Source organism: Pseudorhodobacter aquimaris (assembly GCF_001202025.1).
GTDB classification, from domain to species: Bacteria; Pseudomonadota; Alphaproteobacteria; order Rhodobacterales; family Rhodobacteraceae; genus Pseudorhodobacter; species Pseudorhodobacter aquimaris.
This window is the reverse complement of record NZ_LGHS01000050.1, coordinates 1-25074: the sequence shown is the minus strand read 5'-3', so window position 1 is coordinate 25074 and position 25074 is coordinate 1. Positions and strand designations below refer to the sequence as shown.

The following is a 25074-nucleotide window of genomic DNA, read 5'->3' as shown; positions in this document are numbered from 1 at the left end:
GGAGCAAATACCATGGCTAAGTTCAAGAGATTTTTGATCACCAGAGCGTCAGGGATGCTGGGTGGCGAGTTGCGCAAAAGACTGACCGATGTCGCGGATATTGTGCGGCTTTCGGGTCGGCGGGATGTTGGCGCGCTTCAGGCACATGAAGAGCAGATGACCTGCGACCTTTCCGATATGGATGCGGTGATGGAGCTGACGCGCGATGTGGATGCGGTCGTTCATCTTGGGGGGGTAAGCTCCGTGAATACCTTTGAAAGCATCATGCAGTCGAACATCCTTGGCTTTTACAACCTCTATGAAGGCTGCCGCAAGAATGGCGTCAAACGGGTGACATGGGCGAGTTCGGTCCACGCCATCGGGTTCTATCCGACGACGCAAGTGCTGGATACCGATGTCCCGTTGCGTCCCGATAGCAACTATGGCGTCTCGAAAGCTTTTGGTGAGGCATTGGCGCAGTATTACTGGGATAAATATGCGCTCGAAAGCGTCTCGGTGCGGATCTACTCGTCATTCCCAAAACCCGCAGATCGTCGTCACCTGAACACATATCTGAGTTTTGACGATTGCGCCGAATGTTTCCGGCGGTCGTTGTTGGCGCCAGTTGTCGGGCACACGGTGATCTATGGCATATCGGATAATACGGTAAAGCTGGTCGATAACAGGAAAGCCGCACATATCGGTTTTCGTCCCAAGGACAGCTCGGAACCATTCCGAGCGGAGCTGGAAGCATCAACCCCAGAGCCGTCCATTGACGACAAGTTCATCTCTACACATGGGGGAGGCTTTGCTTCGGCTGGCCATTTTGAGGACTAGGCAATGCAAGCGAAAAATTACAGTGCACCGATCAAGACATCTTATGATGTCGTCATCGTGGGTGGTGCGGTTATCGGGTCATCCGTTGCATATTGGCTGGCCGAGAATACGGGCTTTGACGGCTCCATTCTGGTGGTGGAACGCGACAGTTCCTATGCGTTTTCGTCAACCGCCCTTTCGACAAGCGCGATCCGCCAACAATATTCCAACCCGATCAACGTCAAGATCAGCCAGTTTGGCGTCGAGTTTATCGAAAACTTCCGCGACAGGATGCAGAAATTCTATCCGGGAGAGAAATCGCCCGACCTCGGCTTCAAAGAGCATGGCTATCTTTACTGCTATTCCCCCGACGGGGTTGAGGCAGCCAAGGAACGGGTCGAGCTTCAACGCAGTCTGGGCGCGCATACCGAATTCCTTGATCCCGGCGCCCTGAAGGCAAAGTTTCCTTGGTTGAACGTTGATGATTTGGGCGGTGGATCTTGGGGTGCCCAAAAAGAAGGCTGGTTTGACAGCATGGGCATGATGGGAGGATTTAAACGTGGTGCGCGCGCCAATGGTGTTGAATATATCGACAACGAGGTGCAGGGCGTGACAGTTGCGAGCGACAAGGTTTCAGGAATTACCCTTGCCACAGGTGGCAAGATTGCCTGTGGGCTGCTGGTCAATGCGGCCGGGCCAAGGGCGAACAAAGTTGCCAATATGGCCGGTCTGAATATACCCGTCGAGCCGCGCAAACGTCACAGCTTTGTCTTTTCATCCATGACGCCCATTCCCGGACGTATGCCGAATGTGATCGACATGAACGGAACATTTGTGCGCCCGGAGAACCAGCTTTTTCTGACAGGCAACACACCGACACCTGACGGGCCCGTGGATTATGATGATTTTGAAACCAAACATGATGAGTTTGACGATTACATCTGGCCCGCGCTCTATAACCGTATCCCCCAGTTTGACGCGCTGAAGGTACAGCAGTTCTGGACTGGGCATTACGCATATAACACCTTGGATCATAACGCGATAATCGGGTTCCACCCGCGGGTAACGAACTTCATGTTTGCCAACGGGTTCTCGGGGCATGGGTTGCAGCAATCCCCAGCCGTTGGTCGGGGGGTGAGCGAGCTGATCGTTTACGGTGAATACCGGACGCTTGATCTGTCGCAGCTTTCTTATGAGCGCGTAGAGCGAAACGAACCCTTCATGGAAGAGGCCGTGATCTAAAGTTTTAGTTGAAAAGTTGTCATACATCATACATCGTAACTTTATTCTTTAACCTGAATGAGAAAGCCATGTTGACTGTTCTTACGAAACTTACAGCGATTGCCGGGCTGGGGGTTGCGGCCCTTGCAACCCCGGCGATGGCGAACGTCGGACCCACACTTGAGCAGGTCAAAGCGCGTGGTTCTTTGGAATGTTCCGGCCACAACGGATCATTTCTGGGGTTTGCAGAAGTTGACGACAAGGGGGCGTGGAAAGGGCTCGATATTGACCTTTGCCGTGCGGTAGCTGTCGCAATCTTTGGCGATGCAAGCAAGCTAAACGTGGTGCCAATCAGCTGGGCACAACGTTGGCCTGCCTTGCAGTCGGGAGATATCGATCTGGTTATCAAGGCGTCTGGCGGTACGTTTAGCCGCGACACGGAATTGGGCCTGCAGTTTTCCCGTGCCTATTTCCTTGGGACGACCAAGGCGATGGTGCGCAAGGATTCCGGGATTACCAGCCTGAAAGAGGCGGATGGCGGCTCGATCTGTATCCCCGCAGGCACCACAATCGAGCGTCAGGTTGCCTCTTACGCCGACCGGATTGGTATCACGCTTGAGCCGATCCTGTTCGAGAAAACAGAAGAACTCCGTGAGGCCTATTTCTCAAGCCGTTGCGATCTTTATGCGCAATGGGGGCCGACCCTTGCGATTGACCGGAGCGTTTCGGATGACCCGTCGGCCCATATCCTTTTGCCGGATGTCATGGCGATGGAGCCTGAGGTCGCCATCCTGCGTCAGGGCGACGATCAATGGGTCGACCTTGTGAACTGGGTGTTCTCCGCCCTTTGGTTTGCCGAGCAAGAAGGCATTACACAGGCAAATGTGGATGAGATGAAGGCAAACCCGCCCACATCCGAAATCGGCAAGTTGCTGGGCGTAACACCTGATCAGGGTGCGCCTTTGGGGCTGGAGGATGACTGGGCTTACAATGTGATCAAGGCTGTGGGAAATTACGCGGAAGTCTATGAGCGCAATATCGGCTCGGGTTCGATTTACGACATGCCGCGCGATATCAATAACCTCTGGAACAATGGCGGTGTTCTCTATCCCATGGTTTTTGATTGATCATCCGGGGCTGGTTTTGATCCGGCTAAGGTAAAACTTCACTTGTGGCGCACGTTTTGCGGTGCGCCACTTCAAAACACCAGAATTTATGAGAAAGTCGCTATGCTCGCTTTGTGGAATAGCCAGGGTTTCAGACGGATCTTTTTACAGGTCGCTTATGTTGGCGGGATTTTTGCGCTTATCATAACCTGTGTCGCGGTTGCGCGACATAATCTGGACGCACAGGGCATATCGTCGGGCTTTGATTTTCTGTATAAGTCGACGGGCTGGAATATCGGCTTCTCTCTGATCGATTTCAAGGCCGTTGATCCCTATTGGAAGGTCTTGATGATTGGCCTTTTGAACACGTTGTTCCTGGGCACAATCGGTTTGGTGCTGGCGACAATTGTCGGCATGATCATCGGTCTGGCGCGCACATCGGAAAACGATCTGGCACGATTGCTTGGCACAATCTATGTAGAGACATTCCGCAACATCCCGCTGATCGTTCAGGTGCTTTTCTGGTATGCGGTTGCGACACGCTTTCCGCCGGTCAAACAGGCATATTCCTTTGCCGATAGTATCTTCATAAGCAGTCGCGGGCTTTATGTTCCCGGCTTGAATGTAACGGGGCTGGCCGCGTTTCTTGCGATTTGCGCGCTGTTGCTGGCGCTCGGCCTGATCGTCTGGTTTAGTGCTGCAAACCGTTTCAAGCGGATAGAGCCTAATATCAGGCGCAAAACCCGTTGGTTGATTTTCGCAAGTGGCACCGCAGTTGCCATCGGAATTCTCTATCTGGGGCGCATCCCCGAGACACCGCTTGTCAGCATCCCCGCGCTCAAGGGCCTGAACTTCAGGGGTGGTATCCGCTTGACGCCAGAGTTCGCGGCGCTGGTCATTGCGATTGCAATCTATGGCGGCGGCTATATCGCGGAAATCGTTCGGGGCGGCTTCAAAGCGGTTGGACGCGGCCAAATAGAAGCGTCGCAATCCTTGGGTCTGAACAGGTTCCAGATCTTTACACGTGTCAAATTTCCGCTGGCGTTACGGGCGATGCTTCCGATCCTGACCAATCAATACGTCTGGCTGATGAAGGCAACGACAATGGGCATCGCAATCGGCTTTACGGATTTCTTTATGGTTGTCTCGATCTCCATCAACCAGTCGGGGCAAACGCTAGAGCTTATCGGCATTCTTATGGGGGGCTTTTTGCTGATCAACTTCACGCTGGCCGCAGTGTTGAACCGGATTAACAAGGCTATCGCCCTCAAGGGCGATCAGCTGCGGATGTGAGAGGGTATCATTATGGCTAGTGTAGATTACATCCCCAGGAAAACAGTCCTTCAATCGCTCCGGGACCGGTATTTTTCAACCCTTGCGAACACGGCGCTTACCCTGCTGTCAGCGTTTATCATCGGGGCGATTATCTGGAAGGTGCTGAACTGGGCCATTCTGGGCGCTGTTTTTTCAACGCAAGGCGGTGCCGAGGCATGCCGCGCAGCGAGCGGTGCCTGCTGGTCTGTCATCACGGCCCGTTGGCGGCTCATTCTCTTTGGACTTTATCCGCATGAGGAACACTGGCGTTCCGGGCTTGCCTGCGTGGTGGTCGTTGTGATGACTGTTCTAAGCTGCCTGCCGAGGTTCTGGAGCGGCAGGGCAATCGCGATCATCTGGGTCGGCGGGTTTCTGGCTTTTTACTTTCTGATGAAGGGCGGAATACTGGGGCTGACGGTTGTCGAAGAGGCGAAATGGGGCGGGTTGTCCCTGACCGTGTTTATCTTTTTGGCGACGGTCTTGATCGGTATGCCGCTGTCGATCGTCTGGGCGCTGCTGCGCCGTTCCGAGCTGCCATGGATATCCGGCACCACGGCCGTCATTATCGACTCGATCCGGTCATTGCCGCTGCTGTCCATTCTTTTCACCTTTGCGGTGGTGCTGCCCTTTGTGTTGCCAAGCTGGGCCTCGGGCGACAAGCTTTACCGCGTGATCGTTGGCATGGCGCTTTTCTTTTCGGCCTATCAGGCCGAGATCATCCGCGGCGGTATGCAAGGTGTCCCCAAAGGGCAGGAAGAGGCCGCGAAATCATTGGGGATAGCCTATTGGCACCGGGTCAGCCGTATTCTCTTGCCGCAAGCCTTTAAAAATGCGCTGCCCGCAACAATCAACCAGATCGTCATTACCTTCAAGGAAACCTCTTTGGTCATCATCATCGGCTTCTTTGAAATTCTGGCCTCGGGCAATGCGGCTTATGGCACCGGCGAATGGACCTTTGCCTTTGTCGAAGTCTACGCCTTCATTGCGTTGGTCTATTTCGTATTCGTGTTCAGTCTGTCGCGATACGGCGCCTATCTTGAACGTCGTATGGCCGTAAGTGAGAGATAGGAAATCAAGACATGACCCAAGCAGATACTATCGCCGTCTCGATCGAGAACTTGCAGAAGTTCTATGGGACCTATCACGCACTCAAGGACATAAGCCTGAAGGTGAAAAAGGGCGAACGAATTGTCATTTGCGGCCCGTCAGGATCGGGTAAATCGACATTGATCCGCTGCATCAACCATCTCGAAGAACATCAGGGGGGGCGGATCACCGTTCTGGGCACCGAGCTGGATGACAATATTGCAAATATCGATGACATCCGCCGCGAGGTCGGCATGGTGTTTCAGCATTTCAACCTGTTTCCGCATATGACGGTGCTGGAAAACTGTGTGCTGCCCCCGATGCTGGTGCGCAAGGAAAGCCGTGCTGAGGCGGAGGCAACGGCGATGAAGTTTCTGGAAAAGGTCAAGATCCCCGAGCAGGCCGAGAAATACCCCGGCCTATTGTCGGGCGGGCAGCAGCAGCGCGTGGCGATCGCCCGCTCACTTTGCATGAAGCCGGAGGTTCTGCTTTTTGACGAACCCACATCGGCGCTTGACCCCGAGATGATTTCCGAGGTTCTGGATGTCATGGTCAGCCTTGCCGAGGAAGGGATCACCATGATCTGTGTGACCCATGAAATGGGTTTCGCGCGCAAGGTCGCCGACCGCGTTATCTTTATGGATGCCGGAGAAATTGTTGAAGAAAACCCACCCGAAGCATTTTTTGGCAATCCACAAAATGAACGTACCAAAATGTTCTTGTCGCAGATCCTCGGACATTAGCTCCTTGGGTGCGGTCTGGCCCGCTCTATTTGCGTTCCATGGGAATGCCTAAGGGCCAGCACGAGGCCGGCCCTTAGCGCTTTTGCGTGCTGTCAGATCTATTTTGCGAAACAGATCTCAGCTTTCCAGTGCGGTGTTCAAGAGCTGGCGCAACTCGGTATCCAACATATCTTTGCCGCCGGACAGCAGGCCCTCGATGCGTGCAACCTGATTTGCGGACAGGTTGTCAAAGGAGGCATTTGGAAGAATCTGATGTGCCTGTGCGGCTGCTACGGTCGACAGCGAAGGCGAAGAGGTCATTGCGGAGACGGAGCCAGCGGCTGCAAAGCTGAGGACGGTTGCGATCAAAATGCGTTTCATGGTGTGTTCCTTTACATGTGTATTTTCGAAGGCCAGCGTCTTTGGCCTCGTCAAATACAAATGCGCTTTGCGGTGTTGCGTTACAAATCACACTGCACTCACGCCTCTTCACGCAAAATTTTCTGTCTGTGTGGCAACTTTTCCCGGCCAAATGGGATCGGCACAAACACCCATATTTAAAGCGTAAAATAGAAGATATAGCTTTCAAATTTTGTTACAGTTGCTCACGACAAGGGTAACTTTCAGGGCCAAGTCTGGCTGTTCACGTCCTTTGTGCATTTATGCACAGACGGGACTGTTTCCTTCCCGATATTGCGCTGATGCGCTGCGTTCAAGTCAGAATGCCGGGGGCGCTCGATGGTGCGCCCCCGACTCGTGTTTTACTCTCCGGGAACAGCTTGCAGTTCCGGTTCGTCGTGGTGGTGATGCTCTTTTACCGGGCGCATCCACAGGTTGGCAAAGAAGGCCACGACCAGTAGTGCCGCCATACAATACATGGTGGTATTATAAAGTGACGGCGTCGGGTCGATGGTGCCACCGGGGGCGATTTCCATCAATCTGGCTATCGTCACGGTCTTGGCCGCGACCAGCTGATCCAACTGGCCAAGGGGCGCCCCGAATTTCTCGGCAAATGCTGTCGGGTCGACTTTGCGCGAAAGATCCTGAATGGCGCTTGTCACTGACATCTGACGCAGCGATGTAATCGCCAGTGGCCCCAGTACCCCTGCAAGAGACCACGCCGTCAGCAACCGGCCGTGAATGCCGCCCACATGCATCGTCCCGAACATATCCGCCAGATAAGCCGGGATGGTGGCAAAGCCGCCGCCATACATCGAGAAGATGATCATCGTCGCAACATAGAAACCGATCAGATAGATCATGCTTGGATTGGTTGCCACAGCCGAGGCGAAATAGGGAATAGACAGGTACAACAAAGTGCCAAGCACAAAAAAGCACATATAGGTCGCCTTGCGCCCGATGAAGTCCGACGTAGAGGCCCAGAAGAAACGGCCAACCATGTTAAAGACCGAAATCATCAGCACATAGGTGGATGCAAAGGCAGCGGTGACGACCAGCGGCATGACCGAACCGAAAATTTCGGACATCATGGTTTTGGCCACACCGATCACCCCGATGCCCGCAGTCACATTCAGGCACAGCATCAGCCAAAGCTGCCAGAACTGCGGGGTCTTGATGGCTTGGTCGATATGCACGCTGTTGTCCGAGACCATACCCGAGGCGACCGCCTTTGGTACCCAACCTTCGGGCTTCCAGTTTTTCGCGGGCACCCGGTATTGGAAAGCTGCAAGGATCATCACAACAAAATAGACAATGCCAAGCGTCAGGAAGGTCTGGGAGGCGCCGGTCTCGCCGGTGCCGATCACATAGATGCCGGCCTGCCCGCCAAAATCGGCCGCTTGGGCGGCAGAGGCGATGACCACCTCAACCTGGCCCGCAGCGGTTTGTGCAAAAACACGACCGTTTTCAACCATGGTCGCCACGACGTCTTGCGTGCCCAGATATTCGGGCGCCTTGGAGAAAAGACCCAAGAGCCAGCCTTTGATGGGGGCCGCGATCATCGCACCACCGCCAAAGCCCATGATCGCCATGCCGGTCGCCATACCGCGACGGTCAGGGAACCAGCGCAACAGCGTCGAGACCGGGGAAACATAGCCCAGGCCCAACCCGCAGCCGCCAAAGACGCCATAGCCCAGATAGACCATCCAAAGCTGATGGGTCGAAATGCCGACAGACCCGAGGATAAAGCCGCCACCCCAAAGGAAGGCCGCAACCACGCCGACCATACGCGGGCCGACCTCTTCGAGCCATTTACCGGCAAAGGCGGCCGAGAGGCCGAGGAATACGATCGCCACCGAGAAGATCCAGACAACGGAGCTGAGGCTCCAGTCATCTGCGCCGGGGGCCACGACGCCCAGTTCGCGGGTCAGCGCGAGGTTGAACACGGACCAAGCATAGACCGATCCGATACAAAGATGGATGGCGATAGATGCCGGCGGGACGCGCCAGCGATTATATCCAGGTTCTGCGACAATGTGGCTTTTATGCAAAAAAGCCAGCGCACCGCTCGGGGCGTTACTCATGATTTCTCCTCCCTTGATCGCGCTGACGACAAGTTCCTCCGAGAATTGCGTCTGCGGCATGCATTGGCATGCAGTATAAGAAAGGCCAGTTTGTCCATAGGGTTGTCAAGAAATTTAATTAAGCATATCAACTGCTTATGTAGACCAAATGTCTGGGCGTTACGTGACTGTGCGGCGGCTTTGACCCATTTTGGCCGGATAGGGAAATTGGTTTTGGCTCAAATGGGACTTTTTGTCCGAATTAGGCGGTTTGAGGATTATTTTCGCTTGGCAGGAAAATCTTGAAACAGCTGCCCTCTCCGAGGGTAGAGGTGACGGTGATGCGCCCGCCTGCGCGACTCACGATCTGTTGACTGATGGACAGGCCAAGCCCCGTGCCTTGTGCCTGTTTGGTCGTAAAGAAGGGATCAAAGATGCGCGGCCGTACCTCTGGCGGGATGCCGGTTCCGGTGTCACTGACCGAAAATATAACCCCGCCGTCACAGTCATGGGTCGCCACGCGAAGATCACCGCCGTCGGGCATGGCGTGGACCGCATTCAGGATCAGGTTCACGGCAACCTGTTGCAGCTCGGTGCGTGACATACGGACTGTAGTGGTACTGTCGGTTGCCATGTGGCAGGTGATGCCTGCCCTTTCGATTTGATGTTGCGTCAACAGGATACAGTCGCGCACCACCTCTGACGGGATCAGCAGGTTCGCCGAGCCAGAGTATTCCTCGGGGCGGGCAAATTGCAAAAGCTTGGAGACGATGACGCCGATCCGGTACACTTGATCATCAATCAGGCGGAATTCCTCGGCCACCACATCGGCCTTATCGCCAAGGGTGCTGCGCGCAAGGTCGAGGTTGCCCTGGATAACCGCAACGGGGTTGTTGATCTCATGCGCGACCGAGGCCGTAATCTCGCCCACGGCGGCAAGTTTTTCCGAGATGATCAGCCGTTCGGTCGTGCGCTCCAACCGTTTGTTGGCGGCTCGCAGGTCTTGGGTGCGCTCCTCTACCTTGGTCTCAAGGCTTTTGGCCCAATCACGCAGTTCGCGGTCGCGTTCCTGAAGCCGGTCCAGAAGGTCGTCAAAATGGCCGGCAACCTGTGCGATCTCGCCGCCGTCCTTTTGCGGATTGTTGCGCGCAGTCATATCACCGGCCTCAACTTGGGCGATGGTGCGGGTCATCCCCTCCAGCGGGCGGAAGATATGCGAGGCCCACCGCAGGAACAGCGGAACCGAGAGCAATGCAATCAGGATAAAGGCCCCCGCAAGCATCACGGTAGAGGCGATCTTGGCCTGCCGGAAAGGGGTTTCCAGAAAGCCGACATAGAGCATGCCAACACGGTTGCCAAAGCTGTCGACAATCGGCTCATAGGCCGAGATATACCAGTCATCGACGACAAAGGCCCGGTCGAGCCAGACACCGCCATCGGTGAGCACAAGCTTGCGCACCTCGGCAGAGACGCGGGTGCCAAGCGCGCGGACATTTTCAAACAGGCGCACATTGGTTGAAATGCGCACATCGTCCAGAAACAGCGTCGCCGTGCCCTGGCTGCCCTCGGGCAGGCTTTGTTCGCGGTAGACCAGCGCGTTGATCGTATCGATGAAGTCAAGGTTGCGGTTCAGCAACAGCCCCCCGACCAACGCCGCCCGTGTTCCATTGGGCAATTCCAGCGGGGCGGCGGAATGGATGATCATGCCGCGGGTCTCTTGGTCGCGATCGGTGGGCGCGGCGGCGCGGGTGGGCATCAGCGGTAATTCGGCCCTTGCGGCAAGTCCGGGTGACAGGGCCTCAAGCGTGGCACCGTCCAGAATATCAACGGCGCTGTGCCATTGCCCGCCCAAGGCGGTGGCGATCACCGGCATCTGCCTTTCCGGGGCGCTGTCCTGCGCGATCCGCAGAAAATCAAGACCCAGACGCCGCCGTTCCTGTTCCAGAAAGGCGCTGACCGTTCCTGATTTCAGGCTGGCGTCAAAGCTGGTTGAGTGGGAGACGGCATCAATACGTTCCCCCGACATCTCGATCAATCTGGCAAGATATTGGTCTGCGATGATCAGATCGCCATTCACCTTGTTCACCAGCAAATCGTCCACCTTGCCGGACCAGCGCCAGATCGTGCCGCCCAAAAGCACGGGCAACAAGACCAGCATTGGCAAAAGGGCGATGACAAGCAGGCGCATCCGAACCGAGCGCAACAGACCGACAAGCCGGATCATCGCCTATAACCCCCAAGTCGCGCATTTGCGGTCAATCGTCTTGCGTGAAACACCCAGACGGCGTGCGACCTCGGACCTGTTGCCGTCAAAGGCGTCCAGCGCATTCAGGATTGCGCGGCGCTCGATATCTTCCAATGGCGTGATCTCGCGGTCCGGTCCACTCTGGTCCAGCGTCTCGATCGGATAGCGGCCGAAAATCAGAGCGCGTTCGATGAAATTATGCAGCTCGCGGATATTGCCGGGCCAGTCATGGCGCAGCATGGCCGAGCGCACGGAGGAGGGCATCTCGATAGGGGGCAGGTTCAGGGTGGCGCTGATTTCGTTCTGGAACAGCTCGGCCAGATCCAGCAGATCGGTGCCGCGATCCTTGAGCGGGGGCATTGCGACCTCTACCACGTTGATGCGGAACAAAAGGTCTTCGCGAAATGATCCTTCTTGCACGGCCTGCGTCAGCGATTTCGCCGTGGAGATAACGAAACGCAAATCAAGCTGTATATCCCGCGAGGTTCCGATGGGCCGGATGATCCCGTCCTCGAGAACCCGTAAAAGGGCCGTTTGCGCGCCTGCGGTCAATTCGCCGACGTCATCCAGAAAAACCGTCCCCCCCGAGGCCGAGGCAAGCAGCCCCTCGCGCCCCGCTTGCGCACCGGGAAAGGCACCTTTTGCGTGGCCGAAAAGCTCAAACTCGATCATATCGGCGGGGATTGCGCCGCATTGGATCGACACGAAAGGCGCATGTTCACGGCCCGAATGGCTGTGGATATGGCGTGCGGCAACCTCTTTGCCGGAGCCGGATGCCCCCGTAATCAGGATGGGTGTCGAGAGCGGGGCCACGCGTTCCAATATCTCGCGCACCTCGGATATGATCGCGGATTTCCCGACAAGCTGTCGGCGTCGCGACCCCGCCGAGGCCGCCTCCAACTCACGTTTCAACAGGAAGTTTTCACGTTTCAACCGCGCGATTTCAAGGCGGCGGCGCAGGGCGTTCATGATCTGGTTGGAACGGAACGGCTTTACCAGAAAGTCCGAGACCCCCGCGCGCATGGCATGAATGGCGGTTTGCAGATCGGCATAGGCCGTGATCATGATTGTATCGGTAAAGCCGCCCTTGTCATGTTGGGTGTGTAGCCAATCAAGCCCTTTCTGTCCGGGCATGATGTTATCCAGCACCATCACATCATATTGCTTTTGGGACAAAAGGCGCGCGGCCGTTTCCGCATCTGGCGCCTCGTCGACCGTGCCGCATACAGGCGCAAGCGTTTTGACAAGGAAATGGCGCATGCCCGGCTCATCGTCCACGATCAGGATGCGTGCGCCCCGTAGCGGATCATTTTCGCCCTCGTCTTGCATATTGTGCCTCCCAGCATGGTTTGCCCCATGTCTCATTAAGGTTCAAATGACACCAGTGACAATCGTCATCTGCCGCTATCTGCGACGGAATTGCTTTCTTGAGTGGCTGGGCCTTTGGCATGGTTAAGGCAATGTTAGCGCAAAATTGCTTGGTTGCACTTTGAAAGCAATCCGTTTAGGCCTAGCCTGAAAACGACCTTAGATGTCGCAAATTGACCTTTTAGTGTCTTGTACAATGAGGCCGCTGATACTGGGAGCGACAAGATTTCTTAGGCCGCGATTGCGGCAAAGACGGGCATTATTCGAGGGCGCAGCATATGTTGTTCCTGGCCCAACGGTAAATATGAAGGAGAAACGCCACATGAAACGCTTTATTTACAGCACTGCATTTGCTGCCCTCGCGGTCCCTACGGCGGCTTTCGCGCAGGACCAATGCGGCGAAGTGACGATCACTCAGATGAACTGGGATTCTGCGGCCATCGTGACGGCTGTGTCCAAATTCCTGATGGAGCAGGGCTATGGCTGTGACGTGACGGCGGTTCCGTCGGATACAACACCGGCGGTGACCTCGCTTGCGGAAAACAACGAGCCGGACATTGTGACCGAGCTGTGGAGCAACTCGACCGGTGATGTTTACAAGAAGCTGAAAGAGGACGGCAAGATCGAAGAACTGGGTCAGGTGCTTGAGCCCGGCGGCGTTGAGGGTTGGTGGCTGCCGACATATCTGGTCGAGGCGCATCCTGAACTGGCGACGATCGAAGGTGTCATGGCCAACCCCGAACTGGTCGGCGGCATGTTCAACAACTGTCCCGATGGTTGGGGCTGCCGCATCGCCAATGACAATCTGCTGCGTGCCTTTGATCTTGAGGGCGCTGGTTTTGAGATTTTCAACCACGGGTCCGGTGAGACTCTGGCAACCTCGATGGCATCTGCCTATCAGGATGAAAAGCCTTGGTTCGGTTACTACTGGGGTCCGACAACGCCATTGGGTATGTTTGACATGACCAGCGTTGATCTGGGCGAATATGATGAAGCTGCGCATCTGGCAAACCAGAATGCCGACACGCCCAACCCCAAGCCTTCGGCCTTCCCTGCCGCACCTGTTATAACGGTCGTGACCAAGGATTTCATGGAGTCCAATCCGGATGTTGCCGATTTGATGAGCAAGGTAACCTTCAAGACCGACACCATGAGCAAGCTGTTGGCATGGAAGCAGGAAAACAACGCAACCAATGAGGAAGCGGCGGTATATTTCTTGACCAACAACCCCGATGAGTGGAGCGGCTGGATCAATGATGCTGCAAAAGAAAAACTGTCTGTCTTGTTGCAATAACAGACGACTGGGGGCGGCACCTTAGGCGCCGCCCCTTTGCTTATTGTCATGTCTAACATGGCGTTTCGGGCACATTTGGGTGCCGCAAGACAGGGTTCGGGTCATCTGATCCGGCCATCTCAATACTTAAGAAATTGAAAAAAGAGGGCCACCCGGTGAGCCCGGATGAGGTACGCATGGCGACTTACGATTTTGTTTTCGATGGGCTTGGGCTGCGCAATTGGTGCGGTAGCAGCAGTGACGGTGGCGGTGGTATGACCTCCATGGCGGATCTGTTGGCAAAAACATCGGGCCAGGACGCAGCCACATCCCCTTGGGAAACGCCCTTTCCCTCTATGGACGAATTGCACCGGGCCTGTCCGGGTTTTCCACAGTCGCGGGAATTGACCACAGGTCTGGAAGAAGGCTTCATGTCGATCAAGGACGGTCTGAAAGTGGTCGTCGATCCGCTGACCCAACCCCTCAGCTGGGCGCTGAACGAGGCGCTTTGGGTGATGCAGGCCATTCCTTGGTTTGTCATGATCCCGCTTTTGATGCTGGTCGCCTGGGCGGTTGGTCGCTCGCTAAAGCTGGTCGGGCTGGTCGCGCTTTGTTTCGGGTTTCTCGCCTTTGTCGACTATTATGATTACACGATGCAGACCCTTGCAATCATCTTTGTCTGTGCGTTGATATGTGTGATGTTCGGAGTGCCTATCGGTATCGCCATGTCGCGCAGTGACCGCCTTCAGCGGGGGATGATCCCGGTGCTGGACATGCTGCAAACCCTTCCGCCGTTCGTTTATCTCATTCCGCTGATCTTCTTGTTTTCGGTGACCGAGCCCAAGCTTTATGGGATCGCGATTATCCTCTATGCCATCGTGCCGGTGATCCGGTTGACCGATCTGGGCATCCGTCTGGTGGACCCGGATGTGACCGAGGCGGCAGATGCCTTTGGCATGACCAAAAGCCAGAAACTGTTCAACGTTGAAATTCCGCTGGCCCTGCCCAATATCATGGCAGGCGTCAACCAGACCATCATGATGAGCCTTGCTATGGTGGTTATCGCATCGCTGGTGTCCGCCCCCGGTCTGGGTGTGCTGGTGCTGCGCGGCATCCGCTCGCTGGAACTTGGCGTCGGTTTGCTGTCGGGTCTGGGCATCGTGTTGCTTGCGATCATCCTTGACCGTGTGACCAAGGCGGCCCTTGCCCGCATCAATGTAAGCCAGTCGCGGTAAGAGGGAACAGATATGACCGATACAGAAATCAAGATCTCGATCCGCAACCTGTACAAGATCTTTGGCGATAATCCCCAGCCCGCCTTGCAGATGATAAAAGAGGGCATGGGCAAGACCGAGTTGCTGGAAGAGCATAACCACGTGTTGGGCCTGAACGACATCAATGTGGACGTGCCTGCGGGCAAGACCACCGTCATCATGGGGCTGTCGGGGTCTGGGAAATCCACCCTGATCCGGCACCTCAACCGGTTGATTGAACCGACGGCGGGTGAGGTCTGGGTCGATGGCGAGAATATTCTGGAGTATAACGACAAACAGTTGCGCCACCTGCGTCAGCATAAAATGTCGATGGTCTTTCAGAAATTTGCCCTGCTGCCGCATCGCACCGTGCTGCAAAATGCGGGTCTTGCGCCCTCTATCGAGGGGCAGAGCGAGCATAAATATGCGGATGAAGCGCGCAAATGGCTGGACCGTGTCGGCCTTTATGGGCAGGGTGATCAATATCCGCATCAGCTGTCAGGCGGTATGCAGCAACGTGTGGGCATCGCCCGCGCGCTGACCAGCAATTCCGACATCATGCTGATGGATGAGGCTTTTTCGGCGCTTGATCCGCTGATCCGGACCGATATGCAGGATCTGCTGAATGAATTGCAGGCAGAGCTGCAAAAGACCATTGTCTTTATTACCCACGATCTGGATGAGGCGCTGAAACTTGCGGATCATCTGGTTATCCTCAAGGATGGCTTTGTCGTTCAGCAGGGTGAGCCGCAGAACATCCTTCTGAACCCGGCCGATCCCTACATTGAGGATTTCGTGAGTGATATCAACCGCGCGCGCGTGCTGCGGGTCCGGTCCGTGATGACCAAGACCACGGAGCCATCCGGCGAATACGCGGGTGAGATCGACCATAACGATAATCTGGAATCCGTGATCGGGCTTTCAGAGGGGAATACCGCCCTCAGCTATCGGGTGCTCAAGGACGGGCAGCAGGTCGGCGTCTTGAACATGCGCAAACTCGTGCGCGCCTTGGTGCCATCCGAGCAATCCGATGATCCTGAAAGCGCTCGTCGCAGCGGCTGATGCAGCGGCCCCTTTACGGCCCGCCCCGATCTTTGTGACGGGGCGGGTTTGTTTTATCCCATACGCTCAGAGGCGTATGACCCCGGCGAGGCGGGGAACACGACGGTTTTATTTCCATTCAGGAACACGCGGCGGTGGATATGGGCGTGAATGGCGCGCGCCAGAACCTGGCTTTCCACATCCCGTCCCAGCGACACATAGTCATTGGGTGATTGTGCATGGGTGACGCGCACGATGTCTTGCTCGATGATCGGCCCCTCATCTAGGTCCGAGGTCACATAATGCGATGTCGCGCCGATCAGTTTCACCCCGCGCTGAAAGGCCTGCTTATAGGGGTTCGCCCCCTTGAAACTGGGCAGGAATGAGTGGTGGATATTGATGATCCGGCCCGACATTTTCTTGCACATCCCATCCGACAGGATCTGCATGTAGCGGGCCAGGACGATCAGCTCGGCCCCCGCATCCTCGACCACCGCCATAATTCGGGCTTCGGCCTCGATCTTGTTTTGCGCGGTCACCTTGATGCAGTGGAAAGGGATGTCATGGTTCACGACAACCTTTTGATAATCCATGTGGTTTGAGATGACACCCACGATATCAATCGGCAACGCCCCGATGCGCCAGCGGTACAAAAGATCGTTCAGACAATGCCCGAAGCGAGAGACCATGATGATGACTTTCATCTTTTGCGACTCGTCGTGGAATTCATATGCCATTTCGAACGGTTCGGCGGTTTTGACAAACCCTGCCGTCATCTTGGCCAGATCGACCGCATCATCGTTTTCAAAACTGATCCGCATAAAGAAATTGCCCGTTTCCTGATCGTCGAACTGGGCGCTGTCGGTGATGTTGCAACCTTTGTCGGCAAGGTAATTCGCGATTGCCGCGACAATCCCACGGGTTGAAGGGCATGTAACGGTTAAGGCGTATTTGCTCATGGTTGGTCCTGTCAGAAAGCTGGGCGGCATCCGGTCGCCGATAGGGGTATCTTTCGCAGGCAGGTTGCGCCGTCAAGGCATGAGCTTGGACCTTATTGGATTTCTTCCCCGCACGGACCTTTTGGCGCTTCTGCCACCAAATGCAAGGATACTGCGGATTGCGCGGCAAACAGCCGTTGCCGATTTTGACACAGCAAAGGATATAAAAACAAGCGGCGCGGGGCCAACCACGCCTTGGCCTCTAGCGAATGTGGCTTGCATTCAGGCCCGACCTGCCCTATATGATCGTTAACAGCTGTTTCAGGGTCCACACCTGAAACTACCGAAACCTTGTGCGGGCCTGTTGGCCCGTTTTTTGTTTTGGGATACCTTTTTGCATTTGGGATGCCAATGTCTGACTTGATTGCCAAAACCGCCATCGACCGCCGCCTCGCGGAGATTATCACCCCGACCATCGAAGGTTTGGGGTTCGAGCTTGTGCGTATCCGCCTGATGAGCGGCAAGACCAAGATCCTGCAGATCATGGCCGACCGGCCCGAGGGCGGGATCATCGTCGAGGATTGCGCCACGATCTCTACCGCAGTTTCCGCGGTGCTGGATGTTGAGGACCCGATTGAGGATAATTACACGCTCGAAGTGTCCTCGCCCGGCATTGACCGCCCGCTGACGCGGCTCAAGGATTTCGACATGTGGGCCGATTACGAGGCGCGCGTAGAGACGTCCGAGCTGATCGACGGGCGTCGCCGCTTCAAGGGTATCTTGCGCGGGACTGAGGGTGACGAGGTGCTGATCGAGATCGAAGAGGGCAAGGAACCTGTGACGATCGGTCTGCGCTTTGAGTGGCTCTCGGATGCCAAGCTGATTTTGACGGATGAGCTGATCGCGGAAATGCTGCGCCAGAAAAAGGCGGATCCGGCATTTGACGCAAGCGCTTTTGACGAAATTGACGAGACCGAAGGGGATGAGGCCGAGGCCGATGATACCCCCGTAACCAAGCACTAACGGCACGCGCCGCCCTTTGGGAGAAACGACAATGGCAATTACCTCCGCTAACCAGCTTGAACTGTTGCAAACGGCCGAGGCCGTCGCACGGGAGAAGATGATTGACCCCGATCTGGTCATTCAGGCGATGGAAGAATCGCTCGCCCGGGCGGCAAAGTCGCGCTATGGCGCAGAGCTGGATATCCGCGTGTCGATTGACCGGCGTACGGGGCGGGCAACCTTTACCCGCGTGCGGACGGTTGTGGCCGATGATGAGGTGGAAAACTATCACGCGCAGATGAACGTCAAGGATGCCAAGGCGCATCTGGCCGATCCTCAGATCGGTGACGAGATCATCGACGAGGTTCCCCCCGTTGATCTGGGCCGGATCGCGGCGCAATCGGCCAAGCAGGTGATCTTGCAAAAAGTGCGCGAAGCCGAGCGTGACCGCCAGTATGAGGAATTCATTGACCGCAAGGGCACGATCATCAACGGTCAGGTCAAGCGCGAGGAATATGGCAATATCATCGTGGATATCGGCCGTGGTGAAGCGATCTTGCGCCGGAATGAAAAGATCGGCCGCGAATCCTATCGCCCGAATGACCGTATCCGCTGCTACATCAAGGATGTGCGCCGTGAGGCCCGCGGCCCGCAGGTGTTCCTGAGCCGCACCGATCCGCAGTTCATGGCCGAATTGTTCAAGATGGAAGTGCCGGAAATCTATGACGGCATCATTGAAATCAAGGCCGTTGCGCGTGACCCGGGCAGCCGTGCGAAAATCGCGGTAATCTCTTTTGACGGTTCCATCGATCCGGTCGGCGCTTGTGTCGGTATGCGCGGCAGCCGTGTGCAGGCCGTGGTGAATGAGCTTCAGGGCGAGAAAATCGACATCATTCCGTGGAATGAAGATCAGGCGACCTTCCTTGTGAACGCTTTGCAGCCAGCCGAAGTCAGCAAGGTTGTGATCGACGAGGAAGCGGGCAAGATCGAGGTTGTTGTCCCTGATGAGCAGCTTTCGCTTGCCATCGGCCGCCGTGGTCAGAACGTGCGTCTTGCCAGCCAGTTGACGGCTTTGGATATCGATATCGTGACCGAAACCGACGAATCGGCCCGCCGTCAGGCAGAATTTGCCGAGCGCACCGGCCTGTTCATGGCCGCGCTGGATATTGACGAGATGATGGCACAGCTTCTGGTTTCCGAAGGCTTCGTGACGCTGGAAGAGGTGGCTTATGTCGACGCCGAAGAGCTGTTGTCCATCGACGGCTTTGACGAGGATACCGCAAGCGAGTTGCAGACACGGGCCCGCGAGTATCTGGAGGCGGCGAATACCAAGGCGATGGAAGCGGCCCGCGCCTTGGGCGTCGAGGACAGTCTTGTGAATTTCGAAGGGTTGACCCCGCAAATGCTGGAAGCTTTGGCCAAGGACGACATTAAAACGCTGGAAGATTTCGCAACCTGTGCCGATTGGGAACTGGCCGGCGGCTGGACAACAGTCAAAGGTGTTCGCGTTAAGGATGAAGGCGTGCTGGAAACGTTTGACGTCAGCCTTGAAGAAGCGCAAACCTTGATCATGACGGCGCGGGTCTTGCTGGGTTGGGTTGATCCGACCGAGTTGGAAAGTGCGGAAGACGAGGAAGAGGGTGACGATCTCGATGACGAGGCCGAGGCCTGAGACCGGAACAGCGATGACACGCGGGGGCCGGAACAAGGCACAGGATGACGGGCCGGAGCGGCGCTGTATCGTCTCGGGGGAAACCCAGCCCAAGGCGGGCTTGATCCGCTTTGTGGTTGGCCCGGAGGCTGTTGTTGTGCCCGATGTGTTGGGGCGTTTGCCGGGGCGCGGATTTTATGTCGCGGCGGACAGGGCGGCCATTGCAAAGGCGGCGCAAAAGGGTTTGTTTGCCCGAGCGGCCCGCCAGCAGGTAAAGGCGCGGACGATTTGGCCGCGTTGGTCGAATCGCTCTTGGCGCGGCGTGTCGTTGAACTGCTCAGCCTTGCGCGCAAGGCAGGGCAGGCGGTGACAGGCTATGAAAAGGTGAAGGACTGGCTGGTGAAGGGGCAGGCGATTGCGCTGATCCAAGCCAGCGACGGTTCGGAGCGCGGAAAATCCAAGCTGCGCCCTCCGGATCGGACGAATGGATTTATTGGCTGCCTGACCTCTCAGGAAATGGGTTTGGCTTTTGGCCGGGAACATGCAATACACGGCGCGCTTGCGGCTGGTGGACTCGGCCATCGTGTTGTAGATGAAGCGGCAAGGCTTGCGGGTTTCCGTGAGCAAGCAGGCGGGCAGACCGCCGATGAGGATAGACAAGACGCATGAGCGATACAGACGGTAAAAAACCCCTCGGCCTTGGTGGCACCCCCCGTTCGGGGCAGGTGAAGCAAAGCTTCAGCCATGGCCGCACGAAAAGTGTAGTTGTGGAAACGAAACGCAAGCGCGTGGTCGTTCCGAAACCGGCTGCGACCGGCGGCACCCCCTCGGCGGGTGGCAAACCGAACTTGGGCGATAGGTCCAAGCGTCCAGCGGGCATTTCGGATGCCGAAATGGAGCGGCGTCTGGCCGCCCTGCGCGCCGCCAAAGCACGCGAAGTCGAAGACGCGGAGCGTCGCGCCGCTGAGGAGCGCGAGCGTGAGGAAATGCGTGCGCGCAAGCGTGAAGAAATTGAAGCGAAAGAGCGCGAGGACCGCGAGCGCGAAGAGGCGCTTCGTGCCAAAGCCGAAGAAGAGGCGCGCCTGAAGGAAGAGGCAGAAGCCGAGGCAAAACGCGCGGAAGCCGCCAAAAACGCGCCCAAGGCCGCCAAACCGGCAGCAGCGACACCTACAGTCGACGAGCGTGGCCCGATGAGTGCCAAGCCTGGCCTGCCGCCTGCACGCAATAAAACTGACCGTGATCGCGACAACCGCAGCGATGACGGTGGTCGTGGCAAAGCCAAGGGCGATGCAAACCGCCGTACTGGCCGCCTATCGCTGAATGACGCGCTGGCCGGTGAGGGCGGGCGCACCCGTTCGATGGCCGCGATGAAGCGCAAGCAGGAAAAGGCCCGCCAGAAGGCGCTTGGCCAGACTGCGCGGCCGGAAAAGCAGGTCCGTGATGTGCGTGTGCCCGAAACCATCGTGGTTTCAGAACTGGCAAACCGTATGGCGGAACGTGCGGCCGATGTCGTCAAATGTCTGATGAAAATGGACATGATGGTGACGATGAACCAGCCCATCGATGTGGATACTGCCGAGCTGGTGGTTGAGGAATTTGGCCACCGTATGATTCGCGTGTCGGATTCGGATGTGGAGCAGGTCATCGCTACAGTCGACGATTCCGATGAGGATTTGCAGCCGCGGCCACCGATCGTGACGATCATGGGCCACGTTGACCACGGTAAAACCAGTCTGTTGGATGCGATCCGCAAGGGCAGCACCGCTGGCGGCGAGGCCGGTGGCATCACCCAGCATATCGGTGCTTATCAGATAAAAACCGAGAAGGGCGCCTTGCTGACCTTCCTCGACACCCCCGGCCACGCGGCGTTTACGTCGATGCGGGCCCGTGGCGCACAGGTGACCGATATCGTTGTGCTGGTGGTTGCCGCAGATGATGCCGTGATGCCGCAAACGGTTGAGGCGATTAAACACGCCAAGGCCGCCGGCGTTCCGATGATCGTGGCGATCAACAAGGTCGACAAGCATGAGGCGAACCCGACCAAGGTCCGCACCGATCTGTTGCAGCATGAGATTGTCGTCGAGGCAATGTCGGGCGATGTGCAGGATGTTGAAGTTTCCGCCAAAACTGGCCTTGGGATCGATAACCTGTTGGAGGCAATCGCGCTTCAGGCAGAGATTCTGGAACTGAAAGCAAACCCGAAACGCACGGCTGCGGCTGCTGTGATCGAGGCCAAGCTGGATGTTGGCCGCGGTCCGGTTGCGACCGTGTTGGTTCAGGCCGGTACATTGCGTCGTGGCGACATCTTTGTTGTTGGCGAACAGTGGGGTAAGGTCCGCGCGTTGATCAACGACAAGGGCGACCGCGTCGACGAGGCAGCGCCATCCACCCCGGTCGAAGTTCTGGGCCTGTCGGGCACACCGCAAGCCGGTGATGTGCTGAACGTGGTAGAAACCGAAGCGCAGGCGCGTGAAATCGCGACCTACCGTGAGAAAGCCGCCAAGGACAAGCGCGCAGCCATCGGTGCCGCGACAACGCTGGAACAGCTGATGGCCAAGGCCAAGGCGGACAAGGATGTCTCGGAACTGCCGATCATCGTCAAAGCCGACGTGCAGGGCTCTGCCGAGGCAATCGTTCAGGCGATGGAGAAAATCGGCAATGATGAGGTGCGCGTGCGCGTGCTGCATTACGGCGTTGGTGCGATTACCGATTCGGATGTCGGCTTGGCAGAGGCCTCTAACGTGCCGATCATCGGCTTTAACGTACGGGCAAATGCCTCGGCGCGTCAGTCGGCAAACCAGAAGGGCGTTGATATCCGCTATTACTCGATCATCTATGATCTGGTGGATGACATCAAAGCGGCCGCATCCGGCTTGTTGAAGGCCGAAGTGCGCGAGACCTTTATCGGCTATGCCAAGATCAAGGAAGTGTTCAAGGTCACCGGCGTTGGCCATGTGGCGGGCTGTATCGTGACCGAAGGCGTTGCACGCCGCTCGGCCGGTGTGCGCTTGCTGCGGGATGATGTTGTTATCCATGAAGGCACGCTGAAAACGCTGAAGCGCTATAAGGACGAGGTCAAGGAAGTGACTTCGGGTCAAGAGTGCGGCATGGCGTTCGAGCGGTATGAAGACATTCGCGTGAATGACGTCATCGAGATCTTTGAACGTGAAGAGATTGAACGTACGCTGGATTGATCCAGCGTACCATTCACCGAAGTAAAGCAGGCTGAGCCATCACCCTAGGCATTCCGCGTAACGGAATGTCCTTGGAGCCATATCCGGTTAAGAAAAAGCGCCACGGTCGAAGGATCCGCGGCCCGAATTACACCTTTGCTGAAGGTGCGCCCTACTTTACGCACCAATTGCTATTGATGGTGCAGAAAATATCGTCTTCCGGTCCGCCCGCAGTGGCGGTCGCGAGGCGGATTTGCCTCCACGTCTGCCTTGCGAACTGGAATGCTGCATTGCGCGACCTGGCGGAACAGAGCTTCGTTTCCATCATGGGCTCAACGCCGACGTGCGCCTCGCCCCTTTTGAATGGGCCTGGAAAAACGTTCTTTACCGCAGCGGAGTAACGCCGAGGCTTTGCGGGTTTTTGTAAGTAGGCGTCGACAGGTGAACTATGCCTACGCGCCGCCTTTTTGCACCAATGTTCTTCTTTTCGGTAACGTTCAAGTTGGTGCCACCACGACTGCGCGATTTGATCGCCTGACTGATCTTTGTACTTTGATCTAGAAGCGGAAATTATTGACGTGTGTTACCCAGTGCCAGCCAAGCGTGGTGAAGTTCTTGGCGTTGAGCGGCGGCGCTTCTGGCATGGCGATGACAAGCTGAGATCGCCATTTTAGTTGGGGCCGGGGGGGGACGTGTGTGACGCAGATGGCGCCGCGTCATGAAATCAGCCGACAACAGATTTATGCCGCGCGGCATTAGGTGAAGAAAACAGAGCTTTGGTCGACTGACGCCAGCGCTTTCTTCTATCGGCTAAATATTTCGGTGACAGCCAGGGTTCCGCAGCTGCATGTGCCAAAGCGCCCAGACCGACCGCAGTTGGTATTTTAAAAGCAAGGTGGATCCGGCCGCGTTGACAAATTTGATCCGTGTGGTGAATTTCGCATGATCGGTCAAGGCGATTTTCCTGCGGGCCGCGAAACTCCAGAAATGGCCTTCGTCAAGTCCTCGGAAAATGTCGAATGCGAGATTTACCGGTCGGAACCGGCGCTGGACGGCCTATTGGACGTGGTGGCAAAAGCGATGACGCCCTGCGCAAAGCGCCGTGCGCAAGGTGGAGGATATCGCCAGCGCGAAAACCGCCGACATCCCTGAACGCACGCTGGTTGGCTGGTGTGGACGGCCATGATAATTATGGAAGCCGCTAAGCTGAATGAGGGGGGTCAGATGTGGATAACGATATATAGCAAATCTCAGATATTTGCGGTTCTTTGCCATGTGCGTTCTTTTAAAATTAAAAGGCAGAGTATGCGGACATGAGCATGCAGGCTGATTTGCGCAAGGAATCCCTTGGAAATGACCGGACAATGCTGTGAGATGCCCCTGAACGTTTTGGCGCAACTTTGGCGAGCATTGTGCTGACATCTCCTGCATTTTGGGTCGGCGATGCCTGTTACAGTTGTGGCCGAAGCGGCAGGCGGGGAGTGAAGAAATCGCCGAACTGCTTATAAGTCTCACGGACGACCGCAAGACCTGGGGTTTACCTGCTTCGAGACTTACGGGGAATTGCAGAGAGAGTGTCCGATCTTCTGTGTAACAGCGCTTTGGTCCATGCTTCCTGAGAGGAGCAAGGACGATGACGATTTCCAAGGAACTGCTGGACGAACTTCTGAAGGGCTGCGAGCGGCCTGAAGATCTGCTTGGTATGAGGAGGGTCAGAAGATGATCCCGGGGATCATTTTCCCGACGATTGGCCGGGCTAATGAAAGAGCTGAAGATCAAGCTGATGGAGCGCATGTTAGGCGCGGAACTGACGGCCCATCTGGGCTACGAGGATGGCCAAGACGCGCCGCCGAGCCAGCCCAACCGGCGCAACGGCACGTCAGCCAAGCGCCTGAAGGGCCAAGACGGCGAGTTGCCTATCGCGGTGCCTCGTGACCGGGATGGCAGTTTTGAGCCCGAGCTTGTCAAGAAAGGCCAGACCCGGATCGACGGGATGGATGGCAAGATCATCAGTCTTTATGCCGCTGGTTTGACGGTCCGAGACATCCGCGCCCACCTTGAAGATGTCTACGGCTTACAGGTTTCGCCGGACCTGATCAGCCGCGTCACCGACGCTGTGCTGGACGAAGTCCGAGAGTGGCAGTCCCGAGCGCTGGATCGGATATACCCCATCGTCATTTTCGACGCGCTCCGTGTCAAAATCCGCGACGCAGATAGCCGCATGGCCAAGAACAAGGCCGTATATGTGGCCTTGGGCGTCTCACGGGATGGAGTCCGCGAGGTTCTGGGCCTGTGGATCGCCGAGAACGAGGGTGCCAAATTCTGGCTGTCAGTGATGAACGAACTCAAGAACCGCGGGGTTCAGGATGTCTTGATTGCCGTCGTGGATGGCCTCCAAGGCTTTCCTGAGGCAATCAAGGCAGC

The 25074-nt window shown here is 56.5% G+C and carries 19 protein-coding genes and 2 pseudogenes; 16 read left to right on the top strand and 5 right to left on the bottom strand.

The features are described 5' to 3' along the window. The first annotated feature begins 12 nt into the window (after positions 1-12). From AKU94_RS08355 to AKU94_RS08330, 6 genes are all read left to right on the top strand, one after another. Positions 13-816 (top strand): NAD-dependent epimerase/dehydratase family protein, encoded by an 804-nt coding sequence (locus AKU94_RS08355; RefSeq protein WP_050526838.1) that lies wholly within the window; start codon positions 13-15, stop codon positions 814-816. Positions 817-819: 3 nt separating this feature from the next. Further along, positions 820-2037, top strand: coding sequence for an NAD(P)/FAD-dependent oxidoreductase (locus AKU94_RS08350; RefSeq protein WP_050526837.1), 1218 nt, complete (start codon positions 820-822; stop codon positions 2035-2037). A 68-nt stretch (positions 2038-2105) separates the two neighbouring features. Then, a complete protein-coding gene (locus tag AKU94_RS08345; protein WP_050526836.1) occupies positions 2106-3143 on the top strand; it encodes an amino acid ABC transporter substrate-binding protein in 1038 nt (345 codons plus the stop codon). 102 nt (positions 3144-3245) lie between these two features. Beyond that, positions 3246-4415 carry an amino acid ABC transporter permease gene (locus tag AKU94_RS08340; protein ID WP_050526835.1) on the top strand — a complete coding sequence of 390 codons (1170 nt, stop codon included), beginning with the start codon at positions 3246-3248 and terminating at the stop codon, positions 4413-4415. 12 nt (positions 4416-4427) lie between these two features. Continuing rightward, positions 4428-5504, top strand: a complete 1077-nt coding sequence (locus tag AKU94_RS08335; protein WP_050526834.1) for an amino acid ABC transporter permease — start codon at positions 4428-4430, stop codon at positions 5502-5504. A gap of 11 nt (positions 5505-5515) precedes the next feature. Continuing rightward, positions 5516-6265: an amino acid ABC transporter ATP-binding protein gene (locus tag AKU94_RS08330; RefSeq protein WP_050526833.1), complete on the top strand. Its 750-nt coding sequence runs from the start codon at positions 5516-5518 to the stop codon at positions 6263-6265. A 117-nt stretch (positions 6266-6382) separates the two neighbouring features. On the opposite strand, the gene AKU94_RS08325 is transcribed toward AKU94_RS08330, so the two are convergent. From AKU94_RS08325 to AKU94_RS08310, 4 genes are all read right to left on the bottom strand, one after another. Beyond that, positions 6383-6625 (bottom strand): hypothetical protein, encoded by a 243-nt coding sequence (locus AKU94_RS08325; RefSeq protein ID WP_050526832.1) that lies wholly within the window; start codon positions 6623-6625, stop codon positions 6383-6385. A gap of 380 nt (positions 6626-7005) precedes the next feature. Further along, on the bottom strand, positions 7006-8727 hold the full coding sequence (locus AKU94_RS08320; protein ID WP_050526851.1) for an OFA family MFS transporter: 1722 nt from the start codon (positions 8725-8727) through the stop codon (positions 7006-7008). Between the two features lie 241 nt (positions 8728-8968). Beyond that, positions 8969-10930, bottom strand: a complete 1962-nt coding sequence (locus AKU94_RS08315; RefSeq protein WP_050526831.1) for a sensor histidine kinase — start codon at positions 10928-10930, stop codon at positions 8969-8971. Positions 10931-10933: 3 nt separating this feature from the next. Further along, positions 10934-12280, bottom strand: a complete 1347-nt coding sequence (locus tag AKU94_RS08310) for a sigma-54-dependent transcriptional regulator (protein WP_050526830.1) — start codon at positions 12278-12280, stop codon at positions 10934-10936. 361 nt (positions 12281-12641) lie between these two features. Here AKU94_RS08310 and AKU94_RS08305 point away from each other — a divergent pair, with 361 nt between their 5' ends. The 3 genes from AKU94_RS08305 to AKU94_RS08295 all read left to right on the top strand — a co-directional run bounded on the left by AKU94_RS08305 (position 12642) and on the right by AKU94_RS08295 (position 15907). Further along, positions 12642-13613, top strand: coding sequence for an ABC transporter substrate-binding protein (locus AKU94_RS08305; RefSeq protein ID WP_050526829.1), 972 nt, complete (start codon positions 12642-12644; stop codon positions 13611-13613). Positions 13614-13789: 176 nt separating this feature from the next. Continuing rightward, complete coding sequence (locus AKU94_RS08300) at positions 13790-14827, top strand: ABC transporter permease (protein ID WP_050526828.1); 1038 nt, start codon at positions 13790-13792, stop codon at positions 14825-14827. A gap of 12 nt (positions 14828-14839) precedes the next feature. Beyond that, positions 14840-15907: a quaternary amine ABC transporter ATP-binding protein gene (locus AKU94_RS08295; protein WP_050526827.1), complete on the top strand. Its 1068-nt coding sequence runs from the start codon at positions 14840-14842 to the stop codon at positions 15905-15907. A 53-nt stretch (positions 15908-15960) separates the two neighbouring features. Here AKU94_RS08295 and purU read toward each other — a convergent pair whose 3' ends face one another. Beyond that, on the bottom strand, positions 15961-16845 hold the full coding sequence (gene purU, locus AKU94_RS08290; protein ID WP_050526850.1) for a formyltetrahydrofolate deformylase: 885 nt from the start codon (positions 16843-16845) through the stop codon (positions 15961-15963). Between the two features lie 390 nt (positions 16846-17235). On the opposite strand from purU, the gene rimP reads away from it, so the two are divergent. The 7 genes and pseudogenes from rimP to AKU94_RS08255 form a co-directional block, all read left to right on the top strand. Further along, on the top strand, positions 17236-17847 hold the full coding sequence (gene rimP / locus AKU94_RS08280; RefSeq protein WP_050526849.1) for a ribosome maturation factor RimP: 612 nt from the start codon (positions 17236-17238) through the stop codon (positions 17845-17847). A 31-nt stretch (positions 17848-17878) separates the two neighbouring features. Beyond that, the gene (gene nusA, locus AKU94_RS08275) at positions 17879-19498 is read left to right on the top strand and encodes a transcription termination factor NusA (protein ID WP_050526825.1); all 1620 of its coding nucleotides are present in this window, start codon (positions 17879-17881) and stop codon (positions 19496-19498) included. 13 nt (positions 19499-19511) lie between these two features. Next, positions 19512-20146, top strand: a pseudogene (locus AKU94_RS08270) (RNA-binding protein). Further along, the gene (gene infB, locus AKU94_RS08265; protein WP_050526824.1) at positions 20143-22671 is read left to right on the top strand and encodes a translation initiation factor IF-2; all 2529 of its coding nucleotides are present in this window, start codon (positions 20143-20145) and stop codon (positions 22669-22671) included. Before AKU94_RS08270 ends, infB begins: the two are co-directional and overlap by 4 nt. A 71-nt stretch (positions 22672-22742) precedes the next feature. Continuing rightward, entirely contained in the window at positions 22743-23051 is a 309-nt protein-coding gene (locus AKU94_RS19675; protein WP_157056476.1) for a hypothetical protein, read from the top strand. A 541-nt stretch (positions 23052-23592) separates the two neighbouring features. After that, positions 23593-23802, top strand: a complete 210-nt coding sequence (locus AKU94_RS08260) for a hypothetical protein (RefSeq protein WP_050526823.1) — start codon at positions 23593-23595, stop codon at positions 23800-23802. 550 nt (positions 23803-24352) lie between these two features. After that, positions 24353-25074 (top strand): annotated as a pseudogene (locus tag AKU94_RS08255) (IS256 family transposase); the annotation flags it as partial.